Origin of the sequence: Actinoplanes awajinensis subsp. mycoplanecinus (assembly GCF_001509495.1) — a bacterium.
GTDB classification, from domain to species: domain Bacteria; phylum Actinomycetota; class Actinomycetes; order Mycobacteriales; family Micromonosporaceae; genus Actinoplanes; species Actinoplanes palleronii.
In genome coordinates this window covers 93,626-118,216 of record NZ_LLZH01000109.1, presented here as the reverse complement: position 1 = coordinate 118,216, position 24,591 = coordinate 93,626, and the positions used below count along the sequence as shown (strand labels likewise).

The 24,591-nt window shown below is 73.0% G+C and carries 19 protein-coding genes; 5 read left to right on the top strand and 14 right to left on the bottom strand.

From position 1 onward, the window contains the following. Positions 1-7: 7 nt before the first annotated feature. The 3 genes from ADL15_RS15015 to ADL15_RS15005 are packed head-to-tail and all read left to right on the top strand — an operon-like array spanning position 8 to position 3,057. Entirely contained in the window at positions 8-694 is a 687-nt protein-coding gene (locus tag ADL15_RS15015) for a sugar transferase (protein WP_083971264.1), read from the top strand. Next, entirely contained in the window at positions 684-1,784 is a 1,101-nt protein-coding gene (locus ADL15_RS15010) for an aspartate aminotransferase family protein (RefSeq protein ID WP_067690196.1), read from the top strand. Before ADL15_RS15015 ends, ADL15_RS15010 begins: the two co-directional genes overlap by 11 nt. A 37-nt stretch (positions 1,785-1,821) precedes the next feature. Then, positions 1,822-3,057, top strand: coding sequence for a hypothetical protein (locus ADL15_RS15005; protein WP_067690192.1), 1,236 nt, complete (start codon positions 1,822-1,824; stop codon positions 3,055-3,057). 75 nt (positions 3,058-3,132) lie between these two features. Here ADL15_RS15005 and ADL15_RS15000 read toward each other — a convergent pair whose 3' ends face one another. Then, positions 3,133-4,020: a WD40 repeat domain-containing protein gene (locus ADL15_RS15000; protein WP_067690189.1), complete on the bottom strand. Its 888-nt coding sequence runs from the start codon at positions 4,018-4,020 to the stop codon at positions 3,133-3,135. A gap of 126 nt (positions 4,021-4,146) precedes the next feature. On the opposite strand from ADL15_RS15000, the gene fdhA reads away from it, so the two are divergent. After that, on the top strand, positions 4,147-5,382 hold the full coding sequence (gene fdhA / locus ADL15_RS14995; protein ID WP_067690186.1) for a formaldehyde dehydrogenase, glutathione-independent: 1,236 nt from the start codon (positions 4,147-4,149) through the stop codon (positions 5,380-5,382). Positions 5,383-5,422: 40 nt separating this feature from the next. Here fdhA and ADL15_RS14990 read toward each other — a convergent pair whose 3' ends face one another. The 13 genes from ADL15_RS14990 to ADL15_RS14930 form a co-directional block, all read right to left on the bottom strand. Next, positions 5,423-6,232 (bottom strand): intradiol ring-cleavage dioxygenase, encoded by an 810-nt coding sequence (locus ADL15_RS14990; RefSeq protein WP_067690183.1) that lies wholly within the window; start codon positions 6,230-6,232, stop codon positions 5,423-5,425. 328 nt (positions 6,233-6,560) lie between these two features. After that, positions 6,561-9,803, bottom strand: coding sequence for a hypothetical protein (locus ADL15_RS14985; protein ID WP_232344101.1), 3,243 nt, complete (start codon positions 9,801-9,803; stop codon positions 6,561-6,563). Between the two features lie 14 nt (positions 9,804-9,817). After that, positions 9,818-11,266, bottom strand: coding sequence for a GGDEF domain-containing protein (locus ADL15_RS14980; protein WP_067690179.1), 1,449 nt, complete (start codon positions 11,264-11,266; stop codon positions 9,818-9,820). A gap of 39 nt (positions 11,267-11,305) precedes the next feature. Further along, positions 11,306-12,319 carry a GNAT family N-acetyltransferase gene (locus ADL15_RS14975; RefSeq protein ID WP_067690175.1) on the bottom strand — a complete coding sequence of 338 codons (1,014 nt, stop codon included), beginning with the start codon at positions 12,317-12,319 and terminating at the stop codon, positions 11,306-11,308. Positions 12,320-12,341: 22 nt separating this feature from the next. Further along, positions 12,342-13,541, bottom strand: coding sequence for an FAD-dependent monooxygenase (locus tag ADL15_RS14970; protein WP_067690173.1), 1,200 nt, complete (start codon positions 13,539-13,541; stop codon positions 12,342-12,344). 28 nt (positions 13,542-13,569) lie between these two features. After that, positions 13,570-14,592 carry a GNAT family N-acetyltransferase gene (locus tag ADL15_RS14965; RefSeq protein ID WP_067690171.1) on the bottom strand — a complete coding sequence of 341 codons (1,023 nt, stop codon included), beginning with the start codon at positions 14,590-14,592 and terminating at the stop codon, positions 13,570-13,572. Positions 14,593-14,602: 10 nt separating this feature from the next. Further along, entirely contained in the window at positions 14,603-15,739 is a 1,137-nt protein-coding gene (locus tag ADL15_RS14960) for a hypothetical protein (RefSeq protein WP_067690169.1), read from the bottom strand. Then, complete coding sequence (locus tag ADL15_RS14955; RefSeq protein WP_067690167.1) at positions 15,736-16,962, bottom strand: O-antigen ligase family protein; 1,227 nt, start codon at positions 16,960-16,962, stop codon at positions 15,736-15,738. The genes ADL15_RS14960 and ADL15_RS14955 overlap by 4 nt, the downstream gene beginning before the upstream one ends. After that, a complete protein-coding gene (locus ADL15_RS14950; protein WP_232344100.1) occupies positions 16,946-18,253 on the bottom strand; it encodes a lipopolysaccharide biosynthesis protein in 1,308 nt (435 codons plus the stop codon). The genes ADL15_RS14955 and ADL15_RS14950 overlap by 17 nt, the downstream gene beginning before the upstream one ends. Continuing rightward, positions 18,246-19,952 (bottom strand): polysaccharide biosynthesis tyrosine autokinase, encoded by a 1,707-nt coding sequence (locus ADL15_RS14945; RefSeq protein ID WP_232344098.1) that lies wholly within the window; start codon positions 19,950-19,952, stop codon positions 18,246-18,248. The genes ADL15_RS14950 and ADL15_RS14945 overlap by 8 nt, the downstream gene beginning before the upstream one ends. A gap of 20 nt (positions 19,953-19,972) precedes the next feature. Beyond that, a complete protein-coding gene (locus ADL15_RS14940; RefSeq protein ID WP_067690164.1) occupies positions 19,973-21,235 on the bottom strand; it encodes a glycosyltransferase family 4 protein in 1,263 nt (420 codons plus the stop codon). A gap of 6 nt (positions 21,236-21,241) precedes the next feature. After that, a complete protein-coding gene (locus ADL15_RS14935; RefSeq protein ID WP_067690161.1) occupies positions 21,242-22,384 on the bottom strand; it encodes a DegT/DnrJ/EryC1/StrS family aminotransferase in 1,143 nt (380 codons plus the stop codon). Then, complete coding sequence (locus ADL15_RS14930; RefSeq protein ID WP_067690158.1) at positions 22,377-23,147, bottom strand: polysaccharide deacetylase family protein; 771 nt, start codon at positions 23,145-23,147, stop codon at positions 22,377-22,379. Before ADL15_RS14930 ends, ADL15_RS14935 begins: the two co-directional genes overlap by 8 nt. Before the next feature lie 165 nt (positions 23,148-23,312). On the opposite strand from ADL15_RS14930, the gene ADL15_RS14925 reads away from it, so the two are divergent. Beyond that, positions 23,313-24,323: a lipid II:glycine glycyltransferase FemX gene (locus ADL15_RS14925; protein WP_067690155.1), complete on the top strand. Its 1,011-nt coding sequence runs from the start codon at positions 23,313-23,315 to the stop codon at positions 24,321-24,323. The last annotated feature ends 268 nt before the right edge of the window (positions 24,324-24,591 follow it).

Below are 24,591 nucleotides of genomic sequence, written 5' to 3'. Positions count from 1 at the left end.
GGGAATCGTGGACCTCGTACGCCCGATCTGGAACCTGATCAACCAACTCGCCGCCGCCGTCGCACTGATCCTGCTGGCACCGCTGATCCTGGGGGTCGCCCTGTGGATCCGGGTCGCCGACGGCAAGGGTGTGCTGTTCGTCCAGGACCGGGCCGGCCGTGGTGGCCGGCCGTTCCGGATGCTGAAGTTCCGGTCGATGGTGCACGACAGCGTGGCGATGAGCGCGCAACTGGGCATGGCCGACCCGTTCGGCCTGCTGCACGACGACCCGCGGATCACCCGGTGCGGCCGGTTCCTGCGCCGCACCAGCCTCGACGAGCTGCCCCAGCTGCTCAACGTGGTGTCCGGCCGGATGAACCTGGTCGGGCCGCGCCCGGACGTGCTGCCGCAGGTGGCGAACTACTCGCCGCTGGACGCCCGGCGCCTCGAGGTGCGGCCCGGGATCACCGGCTGGGCGCAGGTCAACGGGCGCGACGACATCGACTGGCCGGCCCGGTTCGTGCTGGACCGCTGGTACATCGACCACTGGTCGCCGCTGCTGGACCTGCGGATCATCGGGCGGACCGTGACCGGGCTGCGCCGCGGCGAGCCGCCGGTGCACGTGGACACGCTCAACATCGAGCGGGCCGTGGAGATCCCGCAGCAACGGGTGGCGGAGCCGGCCCCGGCCGAGGACCTGTCCCGTGCCACCTGAACCGGCGGTCCGGGAGATCGGCTCGGAGTTCCACTGGGACCCGGCGGTGCTGACCGGTGGCGGGCTGCCCGGCTGGCTGCCGTCACGGCGGGAACTGTTCGCGACCGGGTGCGGGGCGTTGCGCGCGCTGCTCCGGCTGCTCGCGCCGGGCGGGCGGCTGCACGTGCCGTCGTACTTCTGCATGGGGGTGGCCGAGGCGCTCGCCGAGTGCCTGCCGGTCACGTACTACCGGCAGCTGCCGGACGGGCGGGGGCCGCGCTGGGAGACGCTGCGGACCCGGCCCGGTGACGTGGTGCTCGCGCAGAACCTCTTCGGCCGCGAGGACGGCGCGGGCTGGACGGCGTGGATCGGCGCGCACCCGGCGATCCCGGTGATCGAGGACCACTCGCACGACCCGTTCAGCGGGTGGGCGCGGACGAGCACTGCGGCGTACGCGGTGGCGTCGCTGCGCAAGACACTGCCGGTGCCGGACGGCGGGCTGCTGTGGTCGCCGGTGGGACGGGAGCTGCCCGGCACGGAAGGGCCGGAGAGCCCGGGCGCGGCCGAGAAACTCGCCGCGATGCTGCTCAAGGGCGGGTGGCTGGCCGGGCAGCCGGTGCCGAAGGAGAGCTTCCGGGTGCTGCAGCGGCGCGGGGAGGGCACGTTGCTGGGCAGCGCCGGGCCGGCCAGCACGGTCACCGCGGCGGTGCTGCCGATGCTGGACGTGCCCGGGATCCGCGCGGCGGGCAGCCGGAACGTGGAAGCGGTGCGGAATGGGCTCTATGGACGTACCAAATCTGGATCTTCCGGAAGGGACAGCGACGCCGCGCCGTTCCGCCTGCCGCTCGCCCTGCCCTCGGAAAGCGACCGGGACGCGCTGCTGGTGCGTCTCGCCGAGAATGCGATCTTCGCGCCGGTGCACTGGCGGCAGGATCGGCGCGGCTGGTGGAGCGGCGATCACGAGGCGGCCGCGTGGGCGGACCGGATGCTGACCCTGCCAGTGGATCATCGGTGCAGCCCAGGAGATGTGTGCCGGATCGTCGACGTGGTCACCGAGTTCACCGCGCAGGCCTCGCGCGAATCGAAGACGGGCCATATCATCAGGGCGTGAGAGCTGCCAACACCCTCGGTGACGGCGGTCGATCGAGATGACGACCGCCGGCTGGGTCGCGCTGAGCATCGCCATCGGTGGCTCGCTCTGCTACGCGGTCGGTTCGATCCTGCAGGCCATCGGCGCCCGGCGCAGCACCAGCGCGGTCAGCACGCTGGGGCATCCGCTCTACCTGATCGGCATCGCGCTCGACATGGCCGCCTGGCTCGGCTCGATGATCGCGCTGCGCGAGCTGGCGGTCTACCTGGTCGAGTCGGTGCTGGCCGGCTCGCTCGCGATCACCGCGCTGGCCGCCTGGCTGTTCCTCGGCTCCAAGCTGCGCCGCCGCGACGTGGCGGCCATTGCGATCACCATGTGCGCGCTGGCCGGGCTGGCCCTCTCGGCCGGCCAGCAGACCATGGTGGCCGCCTCCTTCGGGCTGCGGATCGGGTTCTGCGTCGCCCTGGTCGTGGTGCTGGTGCTCGGCTGGGCCGCCACCAGGACCGGCGTGCCCGGCCTGATCGCCGCGGTCGGCGGGCTCTCGGTCGGCGCCGCCGCGCTCGGAGGCCGCGCCCTGCACCTGCCCGACGACCAGATGACCACGATGGGCTCGGCCGCCTGGACCATCGCCACCGAGCCGCTCACCTGGGTGCTGCTGGTCTTCGCGGCCAACGGCATGGTGATGTATGCGAACGCGCTGCAGCGCGGCGACGTCGGCCGGGTCACCGCGGTGCACTGGACCGGCGAGGTGATCGCGCCGTCGGTGATCGCGCTGACCATCCTCGGCGACACCGTCCGGCCCGGCTGGGAACCGGTCGCCTTGGGCGCCGCGCTGGTCACCGTCTGCTGCGCGATCGTGCTGGCCAGCGCCCCGGCGACCGTTGCGACCGCCGCCGAGAAGGCCGAACCCGGCGCGCTGCCGGCCGGCGTCGAGCCGCATGCCCTGCCCGCCCCGCCGCTCCCGGTGCTGTTCGGCGCGGCCGGGCACCCGGTCGCCGGCCTCGTCCCGATCGAGGCGTGGCGGCTGGCCATCCCGCTCGAGGCGCGGTGGCCGGCGTTGCAGCCGCCGCTGGTCCGGGGCTACGGCGTGATCGTCTGGTGGGGGCCGGCGTGGGCGCCGCTGCCGATCTGGGTGCCACCGGACCGCACGCTGGTGCCCCGCGACCGGCCGAAACTCGCCGACCGCCCGCAGCGGATCTGGCCCGCGCGGGTCGGGCCGCAGTTGCCGGCGGCGCGCCGGCCGGCCCGGCACCGCGAGATCATCGACCCGTCCCGCCGCCGCGACGCCGCCTGATCTTTCGTTTTGCGGCGATCCGGCTTTCGGTTCGCGGCGGGCCGGACGGATGATCCCCGGACACGGCACGGTGGATCAGGTGCGGCGGTCCGGGTGCGGCTGGCCGAGCGGACGCATGTCGACCGCGCCGGTCAGGGTGCCGACCGCGAGGGTGAGCTGGCCGTACCGGTGCAGCACGGTCGCCGAGCGGCCCGGCATCGGGTCGCCGACCGGTTCGCCGGTCGCCGCGTCCCAGCGGCGCACCACCTCGTCGGACCCCGCGGTGATCAGCTCGACCCGCCCGTTCACCAGCACCGCGTCCAGGCTGTGCACCGCGGCGCTGTCCACCACGACCGGTACCCCGATCGGTTCGCCGGTCGTGGCGTCCCACCGGTGCAGGTCGGCGGTCGCCGCGGCGATCAGCCGGCGGCCGTCCGGCAGCAGGACCGGGGTGATCGCCCGGATGATGTCGTCGCCGACCACCAGCGGGAGGCCGGCCCGCGCCCCGGTACGCGGATCCCAGCGCCGGATCGCCCCGGTCCGGTCCCCGGCGCAGACGATCGGCCCGTCCGGCAGGTCCACCACGGCGAGTGCGGTGACCTGGTCCTCGTGCCGGCCGAGCGGTTCCAGCCGGGCGCCGGTCCCGGCGTCCCACCGGATCAGCATGAACGGATCGGCGGACGTGCCGGCCAGCAGCGTCCCGGCCCACGCCGCCATCCCGCCGAGGGCGCCGGCGGTGGAGTCCGGGTGCGCGGCCGCCCCGCTGCGTGGCTCCAGCCAGCCGGCGCCGTCGCGGGTACCGGTCGCGATCAGCGGATCCCGCCAGCCGACCGGGCACACGGTCAGCCCGGTGATCGCGCCGAGCACGGCGGACTCACTGATCAGCCGGTCGTTCCGGGGGTCCCGGACCTGGACCCGTGAGCCGTTCCACGAGACCAGCATGTCGATTCCGTCGAGCGGCAGCGTCCGCAGAAAGTCGATCACGAGCGAATGATGCCACTGGATGGGTGCAATGCGATTTTCGACGCGCGTTGCCACTACCGAGGGTTCATTTCCGGCTACCACGCGAGAAACATCAGGATCGACTGCTCACCAGGATGGGAGATCACCATGGGCAACAGAGCCGTTGTCTATCAGGGCCCCGGACGTGTGGAGATCCGCGACGTGGAGTACCCGTCGTACGAGGTCAAAGACGGTCCCGGCGTGAACAAGATGAACGTCGGCCGGCGCACCCCGCACGGCGTGATCCTGAAGACGGTGACGAGCAACATCTGCGGCAGCGACCAGCACATGGTGCGGGGCCGGACGACCGCGCCGGAGGGCCTGGTCCTGGGGCACGAGATCACCGGCGAGGTGATCGACGTCGGGCCGGACGTCGAGTTCGTCAAGACCGGTGACATCGTCTCGGTGCCGTTCAACATCTCCTGCGGCCGGTGCCGCAACTGCAAGGAACGCAAGACCGGCGTCTGCCTGAACGTCAACCCGGACCGCCCCGGTTCGGCGTACGGCTACGTCGACATGGGTGGCTGGGTCGGCGGCCAGGCCGAGTACGTGATGGTCCCGTACGCCGACTGGAACCTGCTCCGCTTCCCCGACCGCGACCAGGCGCTCGCGAAGATCCTCGACCTGACCATGCTCTCCGACATCTTCCCGACCGGCTATCACGGCTGTGTGAGCGCGGGCGTGACCACCGGCTCGACCGTCTACATCGCCGGCGCCGGCCCGGTCGGCCTGGCCGCGGCCAGCTCGGCGTTCCTGCTCGGCGCGGCCGTCGTGATCGTCGGTGACCTGAACGAGGAACGGCTGGCCCAGGCGCGCAGTTTCGGTTGCGAGACGGTGAACGTGGCGCAGGGCGAGCCGGCCGACCAGGTGCAGCAGATCCTCGGGCCGTCCGCCCCGGCGATCGGGCAGCCGCTCGTCGACTGCGCGGTCGACGCGGTCGGGTTCGAGGCGCGCGGCCACGGCCGGGACTCGCAGACCGAGAAGCCGGCCACGGTGCTCAACTCGCTGATGGACCTGACCCGGGCCGGCGGCGGGATCGGCATCCCGGGCCTGTACGTGACCGGTGACCCGGGCGGTGTCGACGACGACGCGAAGGTCGGCTCGCTCTCCCTGCGGCTCGGGCTGGGCTGGGCGAAGTCGCACTCGTTCGTGACCGGCCAGTGCCCGGTGATGAGATACCACCACGGGCTGATGATGGCGATCCTGCACGACCGGGTGCAGATCGCGAAGAACGTCAACGCCACGCCGATCCCGCTGGACGACGCCCCGCGCGGCTACACGGAGTTCGACCAGGGTGCGGCCCGCAAGTACGTCCTCGACCCGCACGGGATGGTGCGGAAGTGAAAGAGGGGCCCCGCTGCTGCCCGTTGCGGGGCCCCCTTCCTCACAGGTTGACGGTGATGGTGAGGTTCGCGACGTAGCCGGCCGCGACCGAGCCGGTCACCGTCGCCATCTCCCGGGCCGCCAGGTCGTCACCGAAGACCATGTCGCCGGCCAGGGTGATCCGGCTCAGGTTGGTGACGCTCGCGGAGTACCCGGTGGCGCTGGAGTACACCGTCGACGACACGTCCTTGGGCAGGGCGATCTGCGAGGTCTTCCGGATCGGCCCGGCACCGCTGGTGGCGGCGGCCAGCGACGAGTAGACCTCGAAGTGGATGTGCGGCCAGCGGCCCGAGTAGCAGCCCGGGAAGATGCTGGTGAACGTCGCCACCCCGGACGAGTTGGTGACCTGGATGCCGCGCAGGTAGTTCTGGTTGGTCACCCCGGACGAGTACAGCGAGTACCTCCCGGCCCGGTCGCAGTGCCAGGCGTAGATCGCCGCGCCGGACACCAGGGTGCACGCCAGGTTCTGCACGGTCAGCGAGAACTGCAGCGGCACACCCGGCGCGGTGGTGGTCGAGGTGCCGAAGCTGGAGCGGATGTCGCTGCGCACGATGCCGGACTGCACCCGGACGTCGGGGCCGTTCGAGCCGTCGGCCGGGTAGGGGCCCGCGGTCTCCGACTCGACCTCGGCGACGCAGGCGGCCGCGGCGGTCGCGGCGTCGGCGCCGTTGGCGGTCGCCAGGGTGCCGCCGATCACCGCGGCGCCGACACCACCGGCGACGGTCAGCATCTTCCGCCGGGACATCGTCGGCAGGTCGAACTGCAACCCCTTGTCGTGCACCTCGCGCACGTAGGCGTCGTTGTCTTGCATGGCTCTCCTCCTCGGGGATGGGGGATGACGAGCAGAGCAAAACATCGAAGTCTATGAATGACCTGTGGTTGATCTCCGCGGTCCGCCCACGGCCCATATCCACTGGGTCATACCAAACCCATGTGGTACGAATACCGCGCGCACGTCCGTAGGCTACGAGCCGAGTCCCGCCCGTGAGGCGAGCGCGACGCCGCGTCCGGTCCGGGCCGCCACGCGCCTCCCGGTGGTGGCTGGTTCTCGGGGGTGTCTCGACCGCCTTGAGGCACCCCTCAGCACCAGCCGAGAACCTCCGAGCCGCGCCGTGGCCCGGACCGGCGGCGGTCGGGCGTCAGGACATCGTGATGGCGAGGGCGTCGTCGCGGACGTCCGGGTTGGGGTGCGAGCGCAGCGCCTGCACCAGGTCCCGCCAGCGCCCGGCCCACCCGTGTGCGGCGCCGATCCCGACCAGCTGCACGGCGAACAGCCCGCCGGCCAGGTCCTCGCGCCAGATCAGCCGCTCGATCAGCTCCTGCAGGACCGCCGGGGAGGGGAACGCCCGTTCGTTCCGCAGGCGCCGGCCGATACGTTCGGCGACCCGGGCCGCGATCACCGGGCGCCCCGCGCACCGGTCGGCGAGCTCCACCAGGATCTCCAGGCTGCCCAGGTCGAGCATCGCGGTCAGGGCGATGGGCCGGTATCCGGGGCGGGCGGCCAGTTCCCGGATCGCCGCGAGCGGCACCGACCGGTCGGCGTCCGAGCCGAGCGCGTGACCCAGCGCGGACGCGCCCTTCGCCAGCACCTCGATCCGCCGCCGGGCCGGCAGGTCGGCGCCGGGGCGGGCGTCGGCGTCGGTCACCTCGGCCACCCGGGCCAGCGCCCGGCCCAGCGCGGTGTAGTCGGTACCGGACAGCAGGATCGCGGCCTGGACGTGGGCCAGCGGCTCGTCCAGGTCGGTGAGCCGGTCCACCAGCAGGTCGGTGGTGTCGCCGGCCCAGCGGGACCAGTGGTGCAGCACGCCGAACGCGGCCCGCCGGACCTCCCGGTCGTCGGCCCTGCACGCGGCGACGACCAGCGCGGCGTAGCGGGGGCGGTGCCGGGCCGGGATCGCGTAGGGCATGGCGGCCAGGACCGCGGCGCGCTCCTCCCGGCTGCCGCCGACGGCGCGGTCCAGAATCGCCCAGCTCGCCTCCCGGTCGAGGCGCTGCCGGGCCGCGCCGGCGATCGCGGCGCGCACGTCGCGGTGCTGGTCCGGCGCGGTGTACACGGCGAGCAGCCGGTCGATCGAGGAGGGCGGGCCGTACCGGGCCAGGATCCGCACCGCCTCCTTCCGGCTGGTGACCTTGGCGGGGCCGCTCAGCAGGGCGGCGAACGGCTCGGTCAGATCGGCCGGTGGGAGGTGTTTGGCGGCTCGGGCCGCGGCGTACATCGCCACCCGGGCCCGGTCGTCGCCGGCGTGCGCGAGCAGCACCGGCAGCGCCAGGTCCGGCCGGTCGGTCCAGACCAGCGCGCCCAGCGCCGCCTCGGCGATCGGCACCTCGTCCGCGTCGGCGTATCGGAGCAGCAGCTCGCGTCCGGGCACCCCGGCCGCGGCGGCGGCCCGGACCGCGGTCGCCCGATGCCAGACGTCCACCCCGGTGTCGGCCAGCACGAACGCCAGCACCTCGACGAGCTTCGCCTGCTGCCGTGGCAGCCACCGGGTGACGTGCGTCGGCCAGGGCGGTGCCCAGCGGACCCCGGCCTGGCCGAACCGCCCGCGCACCCGGCCGGACAGCACCCGGTCGAGCAGGTCGGTGCGCCGGGCGCAGAGCGTCTGCCAGACCACCGGGATCGTCGCCGCGGACGGGTCGGCCGCGAGCACCTCGGCCACCCGGGCCGGGCGGGTCCGCGGATCGGCGAGCCAGAACTCGATCGCCTGTCTCGCCACCGCGTCCGCGACCTGGGGCCCGGTCGCCCGGTGCAGCAGCTCCTGCAGGCCGGGCAGCTGCCACGCGCGCCGCCCGAGCGCGGCGGTCAGCACGAACAGCGGGGCATGGGAGCCGCGGTCCAGGTGGGAGGCCACCCAGTCGCGCAGCGCGGCGAAGACCAGGGTCTCCTGGCCGCGGCGTAGCGTCAGGTCGAAGCGGGCCAGCACCGGCATGCGGCTGTCGCCGCCGATCCGGCCGATGGTGAGCAGCGCCCAGTCCCGCAGCTCGGGCACCTCGACGTGGTGTCGCAGGGTTTCCACGGCCAGCCGGCTGAGCGCGGCGGTGCTCTGCACCGACGTGTCCCGGGCGTCGACGGCGTCGGCGGTGAGCCGGGTCAGCGCGGCCGCGACACCGGCGGTGAGCAGGCGGGCCACCTCGGCCAGCGCCATGAGCGCGGCGGCGCGTACCGGGTCCTGCTCGTTGCGCAGGCCGGTGAGCCGGGTGACCACGGCGGCCACCACGTCCGGGTCGCGGGACCGCCCGGCGGCCTCGACCAGCCGGAAGTACGCCCGCGCCCGCACGCCGGGGTCGCCGGCCCGAGTCGCGACCTCCAGCGCGGCGGACGCCGAGGGCCAGTCCAGGTACGCGCTCACCTGCAGCGTCAGGTCCTCGTCGGCGCGGACCGTGTCCACGGTGAGCATCCGCCGGGCCTCCAGCACCCGGGTGTTGGCCGGCAACAGGTCCAGCAGGTCGTGCCGGGTACGGCTCCGGTCGGGATCCTGCTCGGCGAGCACGGCGTCGTAGAGCGCCGGACGGCGGGCCGGTGCCAGCACCCGCAGCAGCGGCGCGATCGAGGCGAGCCGCCGGGCCAGCGGAACCAGGTCCGTGTCGGGCAGCACCACGAGCCGGCGCAGCAGCGACGGCGGCAGCGTGATCCGCCGCAGCCAGCCGGTCCGGGCGGGCGCCGCGAACAGGCGGGCCACCCGCGCGGGCGCGTGCGTGGCGAGCGCGCCGTACCCGGCCGGGTCGCCCGGCAGACGGTCCTCCGGGGGGAAACGTTCCAGCAGGTCGAGGGCGAGGGACGGTGTCAGGGCCAGGACCGCCGCGGCCAGCCGCTCCCACTCCCGGGCCCGCGACTCCGGGTGAGCGGCGGCGAGGGTGTCCGCCGCGTACGCGGCCATCAGCTCGGGGTGGCGGCGGGCCAGCCGGTCCAGGCGGGCCGTGTGCGCGAGGTCGGGCAGCAGGTCACGTACGGTCGCCTCGCCGCAGGCCGGGAGCAGCGCGGCCGCCTCGTCGTCGCCGTACTCCGCGCGGATCTCGCCGATCAGGGCGTCGGCGATCGCCGGAGCGGGGCTGACCCGCAGCGTCCGGTAGATCCGCCGCCGGTCCATCGCGGCCAGTTCGGCGACCCGCCCGGTGAGCCGCCCGGCCCGCAGTGCCGCGGTGAGCGCGACCGACCGCAGCCCCGGCAGCGGGTCCCGGGTCGCCGCGTCGATCGCCGCCCGGTCGTCGACGACGAGCGCCGCGACCAGGGCGAGGTGGCGGGCGTATCCGTCGCCGGCGCGCAGCTCGGCGCAGACCTCGGCGCGGTCCGGCGCGGTCCGCGCCCAGTCGGCGAGGTGGCGCATCCGGTCCCGGTACGGCAGCGGGTCGAGCGAGTCCAGCAGGGTCCGGGTCGCGGGGAGCATGGTGATCATTGTGGTCACGCCGCCCGGCCGGCCGACACCACTTTATTGCGACCGCTGCGTTTTGCCTCGTACATGGCCAGGTCGGCGTCCCGCACCAGCTGACCGACGCCGCGCCCGCCGGGCTGCCCGGCGGCCACCCCGACACTGGCACCGATCCGTGCCTGCCCGGGTCCCACGTCGAACGGTGTCCGGAACGTGGCGAGTACCCGCTCGGCGACCGGCCCGGGGTCGTCCCCGGTCAGCACCGCGAACTCGTCGCCGCCGAGCCGGGCCACCATGTCGTCCGGCCCGGCCGCGCCGCGCAGCCGCCGGGCCACCTCGACCAGCACCCGGTCCCCGGCGTCGTGCCCGTACGTGTCGTTGACCGGCTTGAACCCGTCCAGGTCCAGCAGCAGCACCGCGACCGCCCGGTCGGCGCCCGGCTCCAGCGCCCGTTCGGTGATCTCCTCGAACCGGGCGCGGTTGGCCAGCCCGGTGAGCGCGTCGTGGTCGGCCCGGAACCGCAGGTCGTCGACGAGCGTGGAGAGCTGCCGGGTCAGCGAGCGGTTGTCGCCGAGGATCAGCATCTGGCGGAACACCACCAGCCCGGTGAGCGTCATGCTCAGCCCGGCCAGCATCCGGTCCAGCGCCTGACCGGTGACGATCATCGTGGAACCGGTGAGGAACGCGAGCAGGAACGGCACGTACGGCAGGTACGCCCGCGGCCGCCCGCCGTCGCTGAGCCGGGTCACGCCGCGCAGCTCGGTGTGGTGCGGCGCGCCGACCGCGAGGATCGTGAACGCGGTCAGCCACAGCAGGTCGGGCAGCGCGCCGAACCGGTAGGTGCCGTTGACCACCTCGTAGGCGAAGACGGTGTCCGCCGCGAACTGCACCACGATGCCGATCGCGGTGATCTCCAACGGGGTGCGCAGCGCCGGACCGGCATCCGCCAGCAGCAGGAGCAGCAGGCTCAGGATGACCACGTCGGCGACCGCGTAGACGACAGTGCCGATCTCGGTCGCGCCGGCCCGGTACTGCGGACCGAGGATCAGCGCCCAGATCACGAAGAACAGCGACGTCCCGATCAGCAGCGCGTCGAAGAGCGTGCGCAGGCTCGCCGACGGCCGGCCGACCAGCAGCACGGCGGCCAGCGGCGCGCCGACCATGGTGACCGCGAAGCCGGCCTGACCGGCCGGGCTGATCGGCCCGCCACCGATCTCCCAGCCGCCGGCCAGCCAGAGGACCTGGCCGGTGGTCCAGCCCGCGCCGGCCACACCCCACACGGCCAGTCCGACCCGCATCCGGCCGGTCGCCCGGACCGCGGAGCGTGACCAGGCCACCGTCACCACCAGGCCGACAGTGACCAGCGCGAGCTGACTGATCCTCCCGGCGACGAGCTCCGGGATCGGAAGGACCCGCACCACCAGCAGGTACAGGGCGACGAGGACGACGGCCGTGCCTGCCTGTCGTCGCCTCTGCGCCATGCGGCACCCATCGGGTCGGCCGGAGCCGACCTGAGACCTTTATCGGTACGGTGGGAACCTCCCGGACAGTGCCGCCGCGGTCGGCGCCCCGGCGAGCCGCTGGTACGCCGCCGGATCGGTGATCAGCCGCCAGGTGTGGAACGGCTGCCGCCCGGCCCCGAACGCCGCCTTGTACCGGAACAGCGAGTCGTCCGACCCGCCCAGCCCGCCGCCCAGGTGGTACACCCGGTTGCCGCGCTCCCGGCCCCAGAGCCGCACCTCGTGGTAGAGCAGCTTGTCGGCGTGGAAGATCTGCCCGTCCCGGGTCGACTGCAGGTGGGTGTGCATCATCCCGGCGTACTCGAAGAACAGGTTGCCGCCGAGCACCTCGCCGTCCCGGACCGCGGTGGCCAGGTGCAGATGCCCGCCCAGGGCGTCGCGCAGCCGGTGGAAGTGCTCCCGGTCGAAGAAGTAGAAGGCACGGGCGCCGACCCGCCGCATCGTCGCGTGGTACGTGTCGATCCACACGTCGAACCGCGCCCAGTCGTCGAAGGTGACCGCGACGCCCGCCCGTTTCGCCTTGCCGATCTGGTTGCGATGACTGCGGTGGGTCTCCTGCCAGAGCTGCTCGGTGCTCCGGGTCAGGTCGAGCGAGACGGTCTCGCCGTGGTTGACCAGCGTGCCCACTGTCTCCAGCGACAGCCGGGGCGCGGGCAGCAGCGGATGCAGCCGGGTGAACGCGGTGACCACCCCGTGTGCGCGCAGCAACTCGACCATGGCCCGGGCGGCGCGGGCCCAGAAACCGGTGTTGACCGGCGCGACGTCGCTGACCGGTCCGGGATAGCCGTACGGGGAGACGGCGTCCTGCAGCCCGGTCTCCGGCACCGGACGCAGGATCAGCGGGATGATCAGGACGTGGTCGGCCTCGTCGTAGCGGAACGCCATCGGGGTGCCGCCGGAGAGCGGGGCGTCCAACCGTGCGTAGCCGGGCAGGTGGTAGATGTCGTGCCGGGTGCGGTCCAGTGCCTCGGCCCACGCGGTGTCGTCGGGTTCCAGGAGAGCACCTTCGGCCATCTGACTTCCTTCCGTGAGGGGATCAGGGGACTGCTGCGGTGAGATGCCGGGCCGGCCGCCTCCGGGCCCGGTGCCACCGTCGTGCGCTCAGGGTCCAGCGCAGCATCGTGCGCGGGACGGTGCTCTGCGTCGTCATGTGCAGCAGGTACCGCCACGCCGGGTATTCGCCGCGCCGGTTCGACAGCGCGTACGAGAACCGCCGGGCCGGCAGCTCGGCGTACTCCGGCATCCGTTCGAACCAGGCGCTGCTGGCGTACGCGGCGCGCTGCAACGGGGCGAGGGCCACCTTGCGGCGGTGCTCGTACTGCTCCAGGGCCGCGGGCAGGGCCAGCGGGGACAGCGCGATCGCGTCGGCCAGCGCCATGGCGTCCTGCATGGCCAGCTTGGTGCCGGAGCCGATCGCGAAGTGCGTGGTGTGCGCGGCGTCGCCCATCAGCACCACGGTGCCGTGGTCCCAGCGTTCCGCGGTGACCCGCCGGAAGTTCAGCCAGCCGCGCCCGGCGTCGTCGAGCGGCGCCCCGTCCAGGTGCCGGGCGAAGATCTGCTGCAGCCGGGCGTTGCCGGCCGCCGAGTCCATCCGGTCCAGGCCCAGCCCGGACCAGGTCTCCGGGGTGCACTCGACGATGAACGTGCTGGCCCGGTCGGTGAACGGGTAGGCGTGGAACCAGATCCAGCCGGCCTCGGTGCGCTCGAAGCCGAACGTGAACGTGCGGAACACGTGCGGGGTGCCGAGCCAGATGTACTTGTTCCGGCCGGTCTCCACCTGTGCCCCGAAGTGCTCCGCGTGCTGGTCGCGCAGCCGGCTGCCGGCGCCGTCGCAGGCCACGGTCAGGTCGGCGGGCGGCAACTGGGCCGGATCGGTCAGCTCGTCGGAGTAGCGGATCTCCACGCCCAGCTCCCGGGCGCGCTCGCCGAGGATCTCCAGCAGCCGGTGCCGGCCCAGGCTGAAGCCGTACCCGCCGAGGTGGGTGACCGGTTTGCCGGCCGCGCGCACCTCGTACTCGTCCCACTTGTGGGCGGCGTCCCAGATCCGGGCGGCGCTGACCGGGTCGTAGCGGAACAGGTCGTCGAGCAGGTCGTCCCAGAAGACCACGCCCCAGCCGTAGGTGACGCCGGCCGGGTCGCGCTCCAGCACGGTGATCTCCCGGCTCGGGTCGGCCAGCTTCGCCAGCACCGCGAAGTACAGACCGGCGGGGCCGCCGCCGACACAGGTGATCCGCATGGCAGGCATTCCTTATCGGTACGAGGGGTCAACGATATGAGGGGAAGGTGCCGGTCAGGTCCGTGGGATCGGCGCCGGGCCGCTTGTCCACGACCAATTTCTCGTACGCCGGGGAGTCGGTGACCACGCGCCAGGTGTGGAACGGGTGCCGGCTCGGCGAGAACCCGGCCTTGTACGAGAAGAGCGAGTCGTTGCTGCCGCCCTTGCCGCCGCCCAGGTGGAACAGCCGCGCACCCCGCTGTTTGCACCACCGCCGCACCGAGTCGTAGAGCAGCTCGTCGGCGTACCGGCCGCGCGCCCGGCGGGTCGACGAGACGTATCCGGTGGCGATCCCGTCGTACTCGAAGAACGTGTTGCCGCCGACCACCTCGTCACCCTCCAACGCGACCGCCAGGTGCATGTGGTCACCCACGGCGTCGTGCAGGGCGGCCAGATGGTCGTACGTGAAGAAGTAGTAATCGGCCGCGCCCACCCGCCGCATGTTGTCGTGATAGACCTCGACCCACTCGGCCAACCGGCCCCAGTCGTCGAAGACGACCTGGGTGCCGGCGCGTTTCGCCCGGTTGATGTGGTTGCGGTGGTCGCTGCGGGTCAGCTGCCACATCTGCTCGACGCTGATCGTGAGGTCCATCGAGACCGTCTCGCCGTGCCGGACCAGCGCGCCGGCCTCGTCGAGCACCGGCGACGGCGGGCTCAGCAGCGGGTGCATCCGGACGAACATCGAGATCACGCCGGCCTCGCGCAGGGTCCGCGCCAGGCCGGCGCAGGCCGCCCGCCAGAACTCGTCGTCGTCCGGCGCGGCATCGCTGACCGGGCCGGGATATCCGTACGGCGACAGCGCGTCCCGCAGCGCCGAGCCGGGGATCTCCCGCAGGATCAGCGGGATCAGCAGCCGCCGGCCGCCCCGCTCGAAGTGGAACGCGGCCGGTTCACCGCCGTACAGCCGGGCGTCCAGCACGACGTAGTCGGGCACGTGGTACATGTCGTGGACGACGTGGTGCAGCGTCTCCTTCCACTCCCGGGCCGCCGGCTCCAGCAGCGATGCCGTCATCGGTGTCTCCTCACGCGCGCAGGATCTTTGCGTTGAGCGCCATGTTCGCGGCGAACTGGTCGTTGACCACCTGATAGGACTCCAGGCGGTGCTGGACGGCCGGGTCGTACCGGCCGAGCTTGACGAAGCCGTCGGCGATCCAGCCGTTGTCCGAGCCGGTGCCGTCGACGAACTCCCGGTATGTCGTGCCGCCCGGCCAGACCACCTTGGTGAGCAGCGCGCCGAACGCGGTGATGTCCTTCGCGGTCCAGGTCGTCCCCTGGTCACGGGCCTCCACCACGTACGCCATCACCCCGTTGCCGTGCCCGACGTCCTGGCCGGGCCGCCGGGTCGAACCCCAGACGTCGTTCCAGAAGTACGCGGTCGGCTCCACCGGGTTGCGGGTCATCTGGTTGTGGATCCGCGCGCCGATCGTGGTCAGCACCTGCTTGTACCGGGTGCGGCGCCCGCTGTCGGCGGTGAGCCGGCCCAGGTTGAGCGCGATCAGTGCCCAGTGCGCGGCCATGTGGGTGCGCTCGCGGTAGATGGACTCGTCGGCGCCCCGCGCATACCACTTCTCGAAGACGTCCACCTCGGCGAAGGAGAGCAGCTGGTCGTAGCGGGCCCGGTAGCCGGCGTTCGCGTACACCTGGGGGCTCTGCCGGATCGCGACCAGCAGCTGGGTGGCGTACCGCCAGAAGTAGCTCTCGTAGAGCGGCACCTCGTCGCCGCGCTGCCCGGACTTGCTCGATGCCCAGCCGCGGTACCGGTCGTGGAACGTGCTGCCGGACAGGCTGCTCGACGGCGCCGCGGCGGCCACCACGTTCTCCGTGTAGGCCAGCGCCCGGTCCAGGTAGCGCCGGGTGCCGGTGGCCCGGAACATCGCCACGTTCGCGTCCAGCGTGTACGCCAGGTCGTAGTGGTCCTGGCTGTCCCGGGACCGGCTCATCGGCTGCGCGGTCCGGGACTGGTAGTCCCAGCTCTGCTCGAACACACCGGTCCAGTGGCTGACCGGTTTCAACCGGACGGACGCCGACGGGACCGCGGCCGGCTCGTCGCCGGGCAGTGGCATGGCGTTGCACGGCCGCGCCGTGCTCTCCGCCACCGTCGCCGCCACTATCGCGCCGGCGCCGAGCAGCAGGATCGAACGCCTCGGGAACTTCTTCATGGTGTAGCCGCCTCTCGCTCACGGGCGGGCTCGGCGGCCGGTGCCGTCCGGGCCCGGGACACCGCGGCCGCGGCGGCCATCGCGGCGAAGGTCCAGGCAAGCCGGGCGTCGTAGTAATCCCCGGAGAAAAGGCTGCTCAGCGCCACGAATACGGCCGCCGCCACGGCGAGCCCGGTCACCTGCGGGCGGGCGCCGCCACCGCGTACGGTCCTCGTCCACAGTATGACCGCGCCGGTGAGCAGGCCGAGGCCGATCAGGCCGCCCTCGGCCGCGACGGCGAGCACGTAGTTGTGCGGGTACTCGACCATCTGGTTCACGCCGATCAGGCCGTAGAAGCCGTCCAGCCCGGCGCCGGCCACCGGATGCTCGACCGCCATCCGGATCGCCGCCGCCCAGATGTCGGTACGGTCGGACAGGTACTGCTCCTGCACGGTCTGCTCGACGAACCGCTCCTGGAACAGGCTGGTGAACGCGGGCGGCGCCGCGAACCAGATCACCACGGCGGCGGCCACCAGGAAGCCACCGGTCGCCAGCACCGGCCCCGGCTTGAGCCGCCCGCGGATCTTCCAGAGCGCGGCCAGACCGACCACCCCGCCGGCGATCAGGCCGGCCCGCGACCCGGAGAGCACCGCGGCCAGCAGGAACAGCGGGGTGACGAGCAGCGGCAGCACCCGGCGGGAGAGCAGGAAGAGCCCGACCGCGCTGATCACGCCGAGCAGCTCGATCCGGACGAAGACGTTCGGGCCGCCGCCGAACGCGGAGTAGCGGCCCTGCTCGCCCGGGCCGTTGATGAAGATCGCGGCCAGCGCGAAGACGATCGCGGCCAGGAAGAACAGCAGCAGCGTGTACCGGACGGCCCGCTCCGGGTCGCCCAGCGTCCAGTAGTAGAAGGCCAGCGTCAGCGCGGCGAGCAGGACCAGGTCGAGAGTCTGCGGGCCGATCCGGGAGGCCGGCGGGGCCCACAGCGCCGAGGCGATCTGGAACAGGAAGAACAGCAGCGTGACGACCAGCCAGTCCTCGTTGCGTTCGGCAAGCGGCCGGCGGCGCCGGGCCATGTCGACGGCCAGCACGATCAGCGCGACGATCAGGCCGATCACCCGCAGGTCGACCCAGGCCAGGTCGGGGAAACCGGCCCGGTCCAGGGTGAACCGGCCACCGATCGCGATCAGCACGAGCAGCAGGCCGGGCGCGAGGAAGACGCGCGGGTCAGGTTTCCTGGGCATGACCCCGGTCCTTCGCCATCCGGCTGCCGATCAGGGCGAAGACCAGGCAGGCGCCGTAGCCGGCGAGCGAGCCGTAGGCCGCGCCGAGGATCCCGATCCGGGGGATGAGCAGCAGGTAGACCGCGAAACTCACGACGAACCCGGTGATCTCGGCGGCCGACACCAGTGCGCCGTGTCCCTTCGCGATCAGCAGGCCGAGGCTGACCCGGGAGACCGCGTAGAGCCCGGCCGCCACCACCAGGGGCAGCACCACCACCCGGGCCGGGGCGTACTGGTGGCCGAAGACCGGGACGATCAGCAGGTACAGCCCGCCGGCCGCGAGCGGGACCACCACCAGGCAGTAGACCGCGGCGGCCAGCACGATCGGGCCGGCCTGCAGCCCGCCGGCGTGGTGCGAGGCCCGCCAGCGGCCCAGCCGGGAGTCGGCGTAGGCGCGGATCGGCCAGGCCAGCAGCTCGGTCATGGTGGCGACCGAGGTGTAGAGGCCGAGCGCGGCGGTGGACGCGAGCGCCGGGATGACCAGCCGGTCCACCCGCAGCATCGCCATGTTGGAGATCGCGGCCGGGAACAGCGCCAGGCCCTCCCGGCGGACCAGCCGGTTCTGCCCGGCGCGCAGCGGGACCGCGTGCGGGTCCGGTGGCAGCCGCAGCCAGATGACCAGGTAGGCGATGGTCGGCACGGCGCCGGCGAACAGGTAGGCCAGGAACCACACCTCGGGGTGGGTGGTGTGCGCGACGTACAGCCCGGTCAGCATGACCAGCAGCAGCACCGACTCGATCACCCGGCAGACCATGAAGTCGCGGACCCGGCCGACCGCGATCGCGACCGACCGGCTGGCCAGCGCGGCCGCCTCGATCACGGTGTACCAGGCCAGCATCGCGATGATCACCGGGCCGGGGTTGTGCCGGTGCGGCACGGCCACCGCGAAGATCACCGCGCCGGTCAGGCCGACCGCCGACGGGACGAGGAGCAATCTCGCGTACGCCCGGACCGCCGGCCCCGGGGCCACCTGGTGATAGCCGGCCACAAAGCTGCGCTCGGTGCCCAGCAGCAGCACCTGGGTGGCCAGGTAGACCACCTGGAGCAGCAGCGCGACCTCACCGCGGTGGGCCGGGCTCAGCGACCGGACCATCAGGATGTTCGCGGCCAGCGCCACCGCGCCGGTCAGCACCTGCGAGGCGAGCAGCTGGACGTACGGCTCGCTGAGTTGCCCGCGGACCCACGCCAGCGGTGCGGTGCGGCGTGGCGCGAGCCCCGCGGCGACCGTCTGGTCCACCCGCAACTCACTCACTGTGCGGTAACTCCTCTGGCTTCGCGCCGCCGTCCCGCGCGGGCGGTGCCGCCGGGCTCGTCGGCTCGATGACCTTGGCCTTGCCGCGGGCCACCTCGTCGTCACCGGCCGGTGCCGGCGGGCTGGTCGGCTCGATGACCTTGGCCTTGCCCCGGGCGACCTCGTCGTCCTCGGCCGCTTTCCCGTCGTCCTTCGCGGCCCTGACCTTCGCGGCGCTGACCGTCGCGGTGGCGATCTTCGCGGTGGCGCCGGACAGGGCCTCCTTCATGACCCGGGCCCGGCCGCGGACCACCCCGTTCGGCGTCCGGGGCACCGGGACCGGCCCGCCGCCGCCGGGCGCCGGCGCGTCCGGGTCGTCGTCCAGCGGGATCAGCCGCTCGGCCGGGGACACCTGGGCGGCCGCCGCCCAGGCCTGGCCGGTGGGCAGCTTGCGCGGCAGGGCGTTGAGGACCGCGCCGGCCACCTTGGCGCCGATCTTCTCGAGCAGTTCCAGGGACCGTTCGATGTCCGCGGCCCGGGTCCGGTTCGCCCGCACCACCAGCAGCGCGCTGTCGGTGACCTTGCCGAGCACCGCGGCGTCGGCCGGCCCGTTCAGCGGCGGCGCGTCCACCAGCACCACGTCGAACCGCTCGGTGAGGGTCCGCACGGTCGCGGGCAGCCGGGGCGAGGCGAGCAGCCCGCCCGGGTCCGGCACGTGTTCCCCGGCCGGCAGCACGGTGAGCCGCCCGTTCAGCGACTCGCGCAGCACGTCCGGGACCTTGGCCGCGCCGGCCAGCACCTCGGCGAGCCCCGGCGCCGGGTCCAGCGAGAGGTAGCGGCCCACCCCGGGCGTTCGCAGGTTCGCGTCGACGAGCACCACCCGGGCGCCGGTCTCGGCCAGCGCGATGGCCAGGCCGCAGGTGACCGCGGTGGTGCCCTCCTTGCGGCCCGGCCCGGCCAGCAGCAGCGACCGGCCGCGCGGGGTGCCGGCCCGCCCGTCGGCGATCTCCGGCAGCAGGCTGCGCAGCCGGCGGAACGCCTCGGCGAGCGCCTGGTCCGGGTGGTCGCCGAGGCCGTTGCGCCCGTCCAGCGAGATCACCCCGACCGTGCCCAGGCCGAGCCGGCGCAGATCCTCCTCCTCGGCGACGGTCGAGCCGGCCGCCTCCCGGACGGCCACCGCGATCGCGCCGATCAGCAGGCCGAGCACCGCGGCGAACCCGCCGTTGCGGGCCAGGTTGCCCGGCTCCTTGACGGTCTCCGCCTCCTGCAGGATCGAGATGGCCGGTGCCGGGCCGCCGTCCTGGCTCCGCGGCGTGATCTGCTTGGCCAGGGTGACCAGCACCGACGCGGCGGTGGTGACGATCGCCCGGCTGCGCGCCGCGCTCGGGTCGGTCGCGCTGATCACCAGCAGGTCGGTGCCCTCGCTGACCTGCGCGGACAGGCTGCCGCGCACCTGGTCGGCGGTGATCCCGGCGCCGAGTTTGGTGACCACGCCCTGTGCCACCCGCGGGCCGGTGAGCAGCGCGATGTAGGAGTTGAGCCGGCGCGCCTCGGCGTCCGGGTCGCCGGTGCCGGCCGAGACGAACAGGGTCATCGACGACTTGTAGGCGGGTGCCGCGGTCAGGGTCAGGCCGGCGCCGATCCCGGCCGCCAGCAGCACCGGGATCAGCAGCCAGAGCCATCGGCGGCGGCAGGCCCGGACGTACGCACGCAGTTCCACTTCGAGGTCCCCCGTCTTCGTCAGGACTGCTCGGGCAGCGCGGTCCGGGCGGCGGCGCGGCGGCCCCGTCGACCGGCGCTCGCGGAGCGGGTGAGTACGGCCTCGAAACGCTCGAAGAGCTGATCCCGGGAGAACCGTTCGACGGCCATCCGGTGCGCCGCCGCGCGCGCCTTGACCAGCCAGTCCTCGTCCCGCACCGCGGTGGCCAGCGCGTCGCCGGCGCCGTCCGCGTCGTACGGGTCGAGCACCAGCCCGGCACCGGTCTCGGTCAGCAGGTCGGCCTGCCACCCGCCGTAGTTGATGGCGATCGGCCGGGACGCCGCGAGGGCGTCGAAGAACTTGTTCGCCGAGTTGTTCCAGAGCCCGGGGATCGGCCGGACCATGCTCGTCGACACGGTGGCCGCGCCGAGGATCACCGGCAGCTCGGACTTCGGCACCTTCTCCCACATGTGCACGGTCCGGTCGAGCAGGTCGTGCTCGGCGGCCAGCCGCCCGGTGCTCTCCCACTCCCGCCCGTGCCCGACGATCAGCACCTGCACCTCGGGGTCCAGCTCGCGCATCCGGCGGGCCGCGCGGATCAGGTACTCCACACCGTTCACCGCGCCCAGCGCGCCGGTGTAGACGATCAGCGGCCGGTCGCCGAGCCAGCGGTGCTCGGCCCGGAACCGCGCCACGCGTGCCGGGTCGACGGCGAAGAGGTCCAGGTCGGCGGCGTTCGGCACCACGGTGACCGGGGTGGCCGGGCGCCGGGCGGTGACACCCTGGGCCATCCCCGGGGACAGCGCGATCACCTCGGCCGCGTTGCGGTACGCGAAGTTCGCCAGCGCGCCGGCCAGGCCCCGGGCCAGCGGGTTGCGCAGCGCGCCCATCTCGATCGGCACCTCGGGCCACAGGTCGCGGACCTCGAAGACGAACGGCACCCGGCGCAGCCGAGCGGCGAGTACACCGGGTACCGCGACGGTGAGCGGCGTGCTGGTGGCGAAGACCAGGTCCGCGCTCAGCCGGGACGCCCGCACCGTGGCGAGCGCCATGAACTCGGCGAAGGCACGGAGCCGCCGCGCGTACGACATGTGGTTGTTGTAGGGGACCCGGAACCAGTGCACGGTCACCCCGTCGTCGTGGGTGACCTTCCAGCCCAGCTCACGGTCGCCGGGGGTGATGTCGGTGGTGATCACGTCGACGGTGTGCCCGCGGGCGACCAGCCGCCGGGCCTGCTCGTAGGAGCGGATGCCCCCGGCCATCCCCGGGTTGCAGTAGTACTGGTGGATGTAGACGATGCGCATCCGCCGTCACCCTCTCTGCCCGGCGGCAACCGAGCGAACGGCGGTCACGACACGATCCCGGTCGTGTCCGGTAAGGGCGGATCCGCTGGGGAGGCACAACCCGCGGTGGAACAGGTCGGCGGCGACCGCGCCGCCGCGCACCACACAGTCCCGGTACGCCGGTTGCAGGTGCATCGGCTTCCAGGTCGGCCGCGCCTCGATGTTCTCTTTCTCCAGGGCGGCCAGGATCTGGTCCCGGCTCGCCCCGAGCTTCCCGGCGTCGACCAGAAGACAGGTCAACCACCTGTTCGGTACGCCGTACGAAGCCACCGGGATGAACGCGATCCCCGGCAGGTCACCGAGGGCGGCCCGGTAGTGCTCCGCGGTGATCCGGCGCGCCTCGATCATGGCGGGCAGCCGCTGCATCTGGCCCCGGCCGACCGCGGCGAGCAGGTTGCTGAGCCGGTAGTTGTAGCCGACCGTGCGGTGCTCGTAGTGCGCCACCGGTTCGCGGGCCTGGGTGGCCAGGTGCCGGACCTGCTGGGCGACCGAGCCGTCGTCGGTGACCAGCATCCCGCCGCCTCCGGTGGTGGCGATCTTGTTGCCGTTGAACGAGAGCACCCCGGCCAGCCCGAACGACCCGGCCGCCCGGCCGCGGTAGGTGGCGCCCAGGGCCTCGGCGGCGTCCTCGATCAGGGGCACCCCGTACCGGTCGCAGGCCTCCAGGATCGGCTGGTAGTCGGCGCACTGGCCGTACATGTCGACGGTGACCACCGCGCGCGGCAGCTGGCCCCGGCCGGCCCGGTCGCGCAGCTCGTCGGCGACCAGCTGCGGGTCGACGTTCCAGCTCTCCGGCGTGCTGTCCAGGAAGACCGGGCGGGCGCCGAGGTACATCACCGCGTTGGCGCTGGCCGCGAACGTGAACGAGGGGACCAGCACGGTGTCGCCACGGCGCACCCCGGCCGCGATCAGGGCCAGGTGCAGCGCCGCGGTGCCGCTGCTGAGCGCCACCGCGTGCCGGACGCCGACCAGCTCGGCGCAGGCTGCCTCGAACGCGTTCAGGTCCGGGCCGACCGGCGCCACCCAGTTCGAGTCGAACGCCTCCAGCAGCAGCTTGCGCTCGACGTCGGTGACGTGCGGCGGGGACAGGTAGATCCGCGGCTCAGTCATGGACCCGGGTCCTGACCGCCATGATCGGCCAGGCCGGGTGCAGCCCCTGCCGGCAGATCCACATCGGGGAGTCGCCGGGATGCATGGCCGGACGCAGCGTGGAGGCGAAACTGCGGTAGCCGGCCTCCTCGGCGAGCCGCACGTCCCGCTCACCGAAGTCGACCGCCGGATGCCCGTACGGCGCGGCGAAGTCACGCACCTCGGTCCCGAGCTCGTCCTCGATCTCCTTCTTCGAATCGGCGATCTCGCGGCGGGCCTCGACGTCGTCCTGATCGGCCAGCCGGGTGTGGCTGATCGTGTGCGAGCCGAACGAGAACCCGGCCTCCTGGATCTCGCGGCAGTCCGGCCAGGTCAGGTTGCCGGGCCGGCCGACCAGCCCGGTGGTGAGGAAGAAGGTGGCCGGGACGGCCAGCTCGCGCAGCAGCGGCGCCACCACGTCGCGCCAGGTCGGGTGCCCGTCGTCGAAGGAGAGGCAGAACATCGGCCCGGTCAGCGCGCGGGTGCCGGCCAGCACCTGGAGGGCCTCGCCCCAGCTGACCATCGGGCCCAGCCGGCGCAGGGCGCTCAGGTGCCGGCGCAGGTCACCGGCGTATTCAGCAGGTACGTCGTGGTAGAAGGGAAAGTAGAGGCCCGGTGTGCTGGGCAGGCGGCGCAACAGTCCGGCCGGGGCGAGCACCCGGCCCTGCGTCCGTGGATGGGCGCGCAGCCGGCTCCGGATGCCCAGTTCGTTCAGACGTCGCTTGATCGCCGTCGGCGGCTCCATGTCCTCACGATGGCAAATGGATAGCGGTGCGCGGCAGTAGCAATTGTCACCCCGAACGCGAGGATGATTCACGTCAATTCCCGAATGGTACGAACGGGCCTTGCGGAATGACCGTACGGCGGGGCACCATCCGACTTCGACACCTAATTCGATCGGGGCGTACGGATGCTTCGACTGCAACGGGTGGAGCCGGCTGCCGCCCTCCACGCCGACCGCGCCACCTACCCGGACCGCCTCATCTTCCACACGCCCGAGTGGCTCGCGTTCGTGGCCGAGAGCCGGCATGCCGAGCCGGTGCTGGCCACCGTCAGCGACGGTCAGGCCACCGTCGGGCACTTCACCGGCCTGCTCACCCGGCACTACGGCCTGCGCGTGCTGGGCAGCCCGATGGCCGGCTGGACCACGTCCTACCTGGGCTTCAACCTGCTCCCGGGGGTGTCCCGGCGGGAGGCGCTGCGCGCGCTGCCCGGGTTCGCGTTCGGCGAACTCGGCTGTGCCCACCTCGAGGTGCGCGACCGCGGCGCCACCGAGACCGACGTGGCCGGCCTGGGTCTGCGCTGGGACGCCGCGCCCACCGCGGTGATCGACCTGAGCCCCGACGAGGATGCGCTCTTCGGCGCGATGGCCAGTGCCTGCCGCCGTAATGTCCGCAAGGCCGCCAAGTCCGGAGTGATCATCGAAGAGGCCGACCCGGATCCGGTTTTCGCCGACGAATTCTACGATCAATTGCGCGACGTTTTCGCCAAACAGAATCTCGTTCCGACCTATTCCGTGGAGCGCGTCCGGTCATTGATCCGACACCTCGGTCCGGCCGGCCGGATAACCCTGCTGCGCGCCCGCGACGCCGACGGCCGCTGCATCGCCACCGCGGTGCTGCCCTGGTACCACCGCACCATGTACTTCTGGGGCGGCGCCAGCTACCGCGAGCACCAGCACCTGCGCCCCAACGAGGCCCTGATCTGGCACGCGCTGCGCGCCGCGAAAGCCCGCGGCGTCACCGAGTTCGACTTCGTCGGCGGCAATTCCTACAAGGCGAAATACGGCACCACCGAGGTCGCCGTCCCCTGGGCCCGCCAGTCCCGCTGGCCCCTGGTGGCCCACCTCCGCAACGCCGCCCAGCGAGGCTTCGCCCTCAAACAGCGAGCCACCGCCCGCCTAACCCTCACCCGCCCCTAGCCCCCACCCGTCTCACCCGCGAACCCCGGCTGGTCCTGAGGGTTGTCTCAGCGGCCTCGAGGCAACCTCCAGCACCAGCCGGTGCGAGGTAGCGGAGCCCGGCTGGTGCTCAGGGGTGTCTCAGCGGCCTCGAGGCACCCCTCAGCCCCAGCCGGTGTCGGGTTGTGGTGCCCGGCTGGTGTTCACGGTCGTTTCGGTGGCCTTGAGGCGGCCGTCAGCCCCAGCCGGTGCCCGGTTACGTGCCTGGCTGGTGCTCAGGGGTGTCTCA

What these genes read in the sequence shown, in the direction of transcription:
- ADL15_RS14935 (WP_067690161.1), bottom strand. Translation starts at nt 22,384, where the DNA reads ATGACTGAGCCGCGGATCTACCTGTCCCCGCCGCACGTCACCGACGTC.
- ADL15_RS14955 (WP_067690167.1), bottom strand. Translation starts at nt 16,962, where the DNA reads ATGCCCAGGAAACCTGACCCGCGCGTCTTCCTCGCGCCCGGCCTGCTG.
- ADL15_RS14965 (WP_067690171.1), bottom strand. Translation starts at nt 14,592, where the DNA reads ATGACGGCATCGCTGCTGGAGCCGGCGGCCCGGGAGTGGAAGGAGACG.
- ADL15_RS14970 (WP_067690173.1), bottom strand. Translation starts at nt 13,541, where the DNA reads ATGCGGATCACCTGTGTCGGCGGCGGCCCCGCCGGTCTGTACTTCGCG.
- ADL15_RS15005 (WP_067690192.1), top strand. Translation starts at nt 1,822, where the DNA reads ATGACGACCGCCGGCTGGGTCGCGCTGAGCATCGCCATCGGTGGCTCG.
- ADL15_RS14940 (WP_067690164.1), bottom strand. Translation starts at nt 21,235, where the DNA reads ATGCGCATCGTCTACATCCACCAGTACTACTGCAACCCGGGGATGGCC.
- ADL15_RS14985 (WP_232344101.1), bottom strand. Translation starts at nt 9,803, where the DNA reads ATGCTCCCCGCGACCCGGACCCTGCTGGACTCGCTCGACCCGCTGCCG.
- ADL15_RS14925 (WP_067690155.1), top strand. Translation starts at nt 23,313, where the DNA reads ATGCTTCGACTGCAACGGGTGGAGCCGGCTGCCGCCCTCCACGCCGAC.
- ADL15_RS14980 (WP_067690179.1), bottom strand. Translation starts at nt 11,266, where the DNA reads ATGGCGCAGAGGCGACGACAGGCAGGCACGGCCGTCGTCCTCGTCGCC.
- ADL15_RS14960 (WP_067690169.1), bottom strand. Translation starts at nt 15,739, where the DNA reads ATGAAGAAGTTCCCGAGGCGTTCGATCCTGCTGCTCGGCGCCGGCGCG.
- ADL15_RS14990 (WP_067690183.1), bottom strand. Translation starts at nt 6,232, where the DNA reads ATGCAAGACAACGACGCCTACGTGCGCGAGGTGCACGACAAGGGGTTG.
- ADL15_RS14975 (WP_067690175.1), bottom strand. Translation starts at nt 12,319, where the DNA reads ATGGCCGAAGGTGCTCTCCTGGAACCCGACGACACCGCGTGGGCCGAG.
- fdhA (WP_067690186.1), top strand. Translation starts at nt 4,147, where the DNA reads ATGGGCAACAGAGCCGTTGTCTATCAGGGCCCCGGACGTGTGGAGATC.
- ADL15_RS14930 (WP_067690158.1), bottom strand. Translation starts at nt 23,147, where the DNA reads ATGGAGCCGCCGACGGCGATCAAGCGACGTCTGAACGAACTGGGCATC.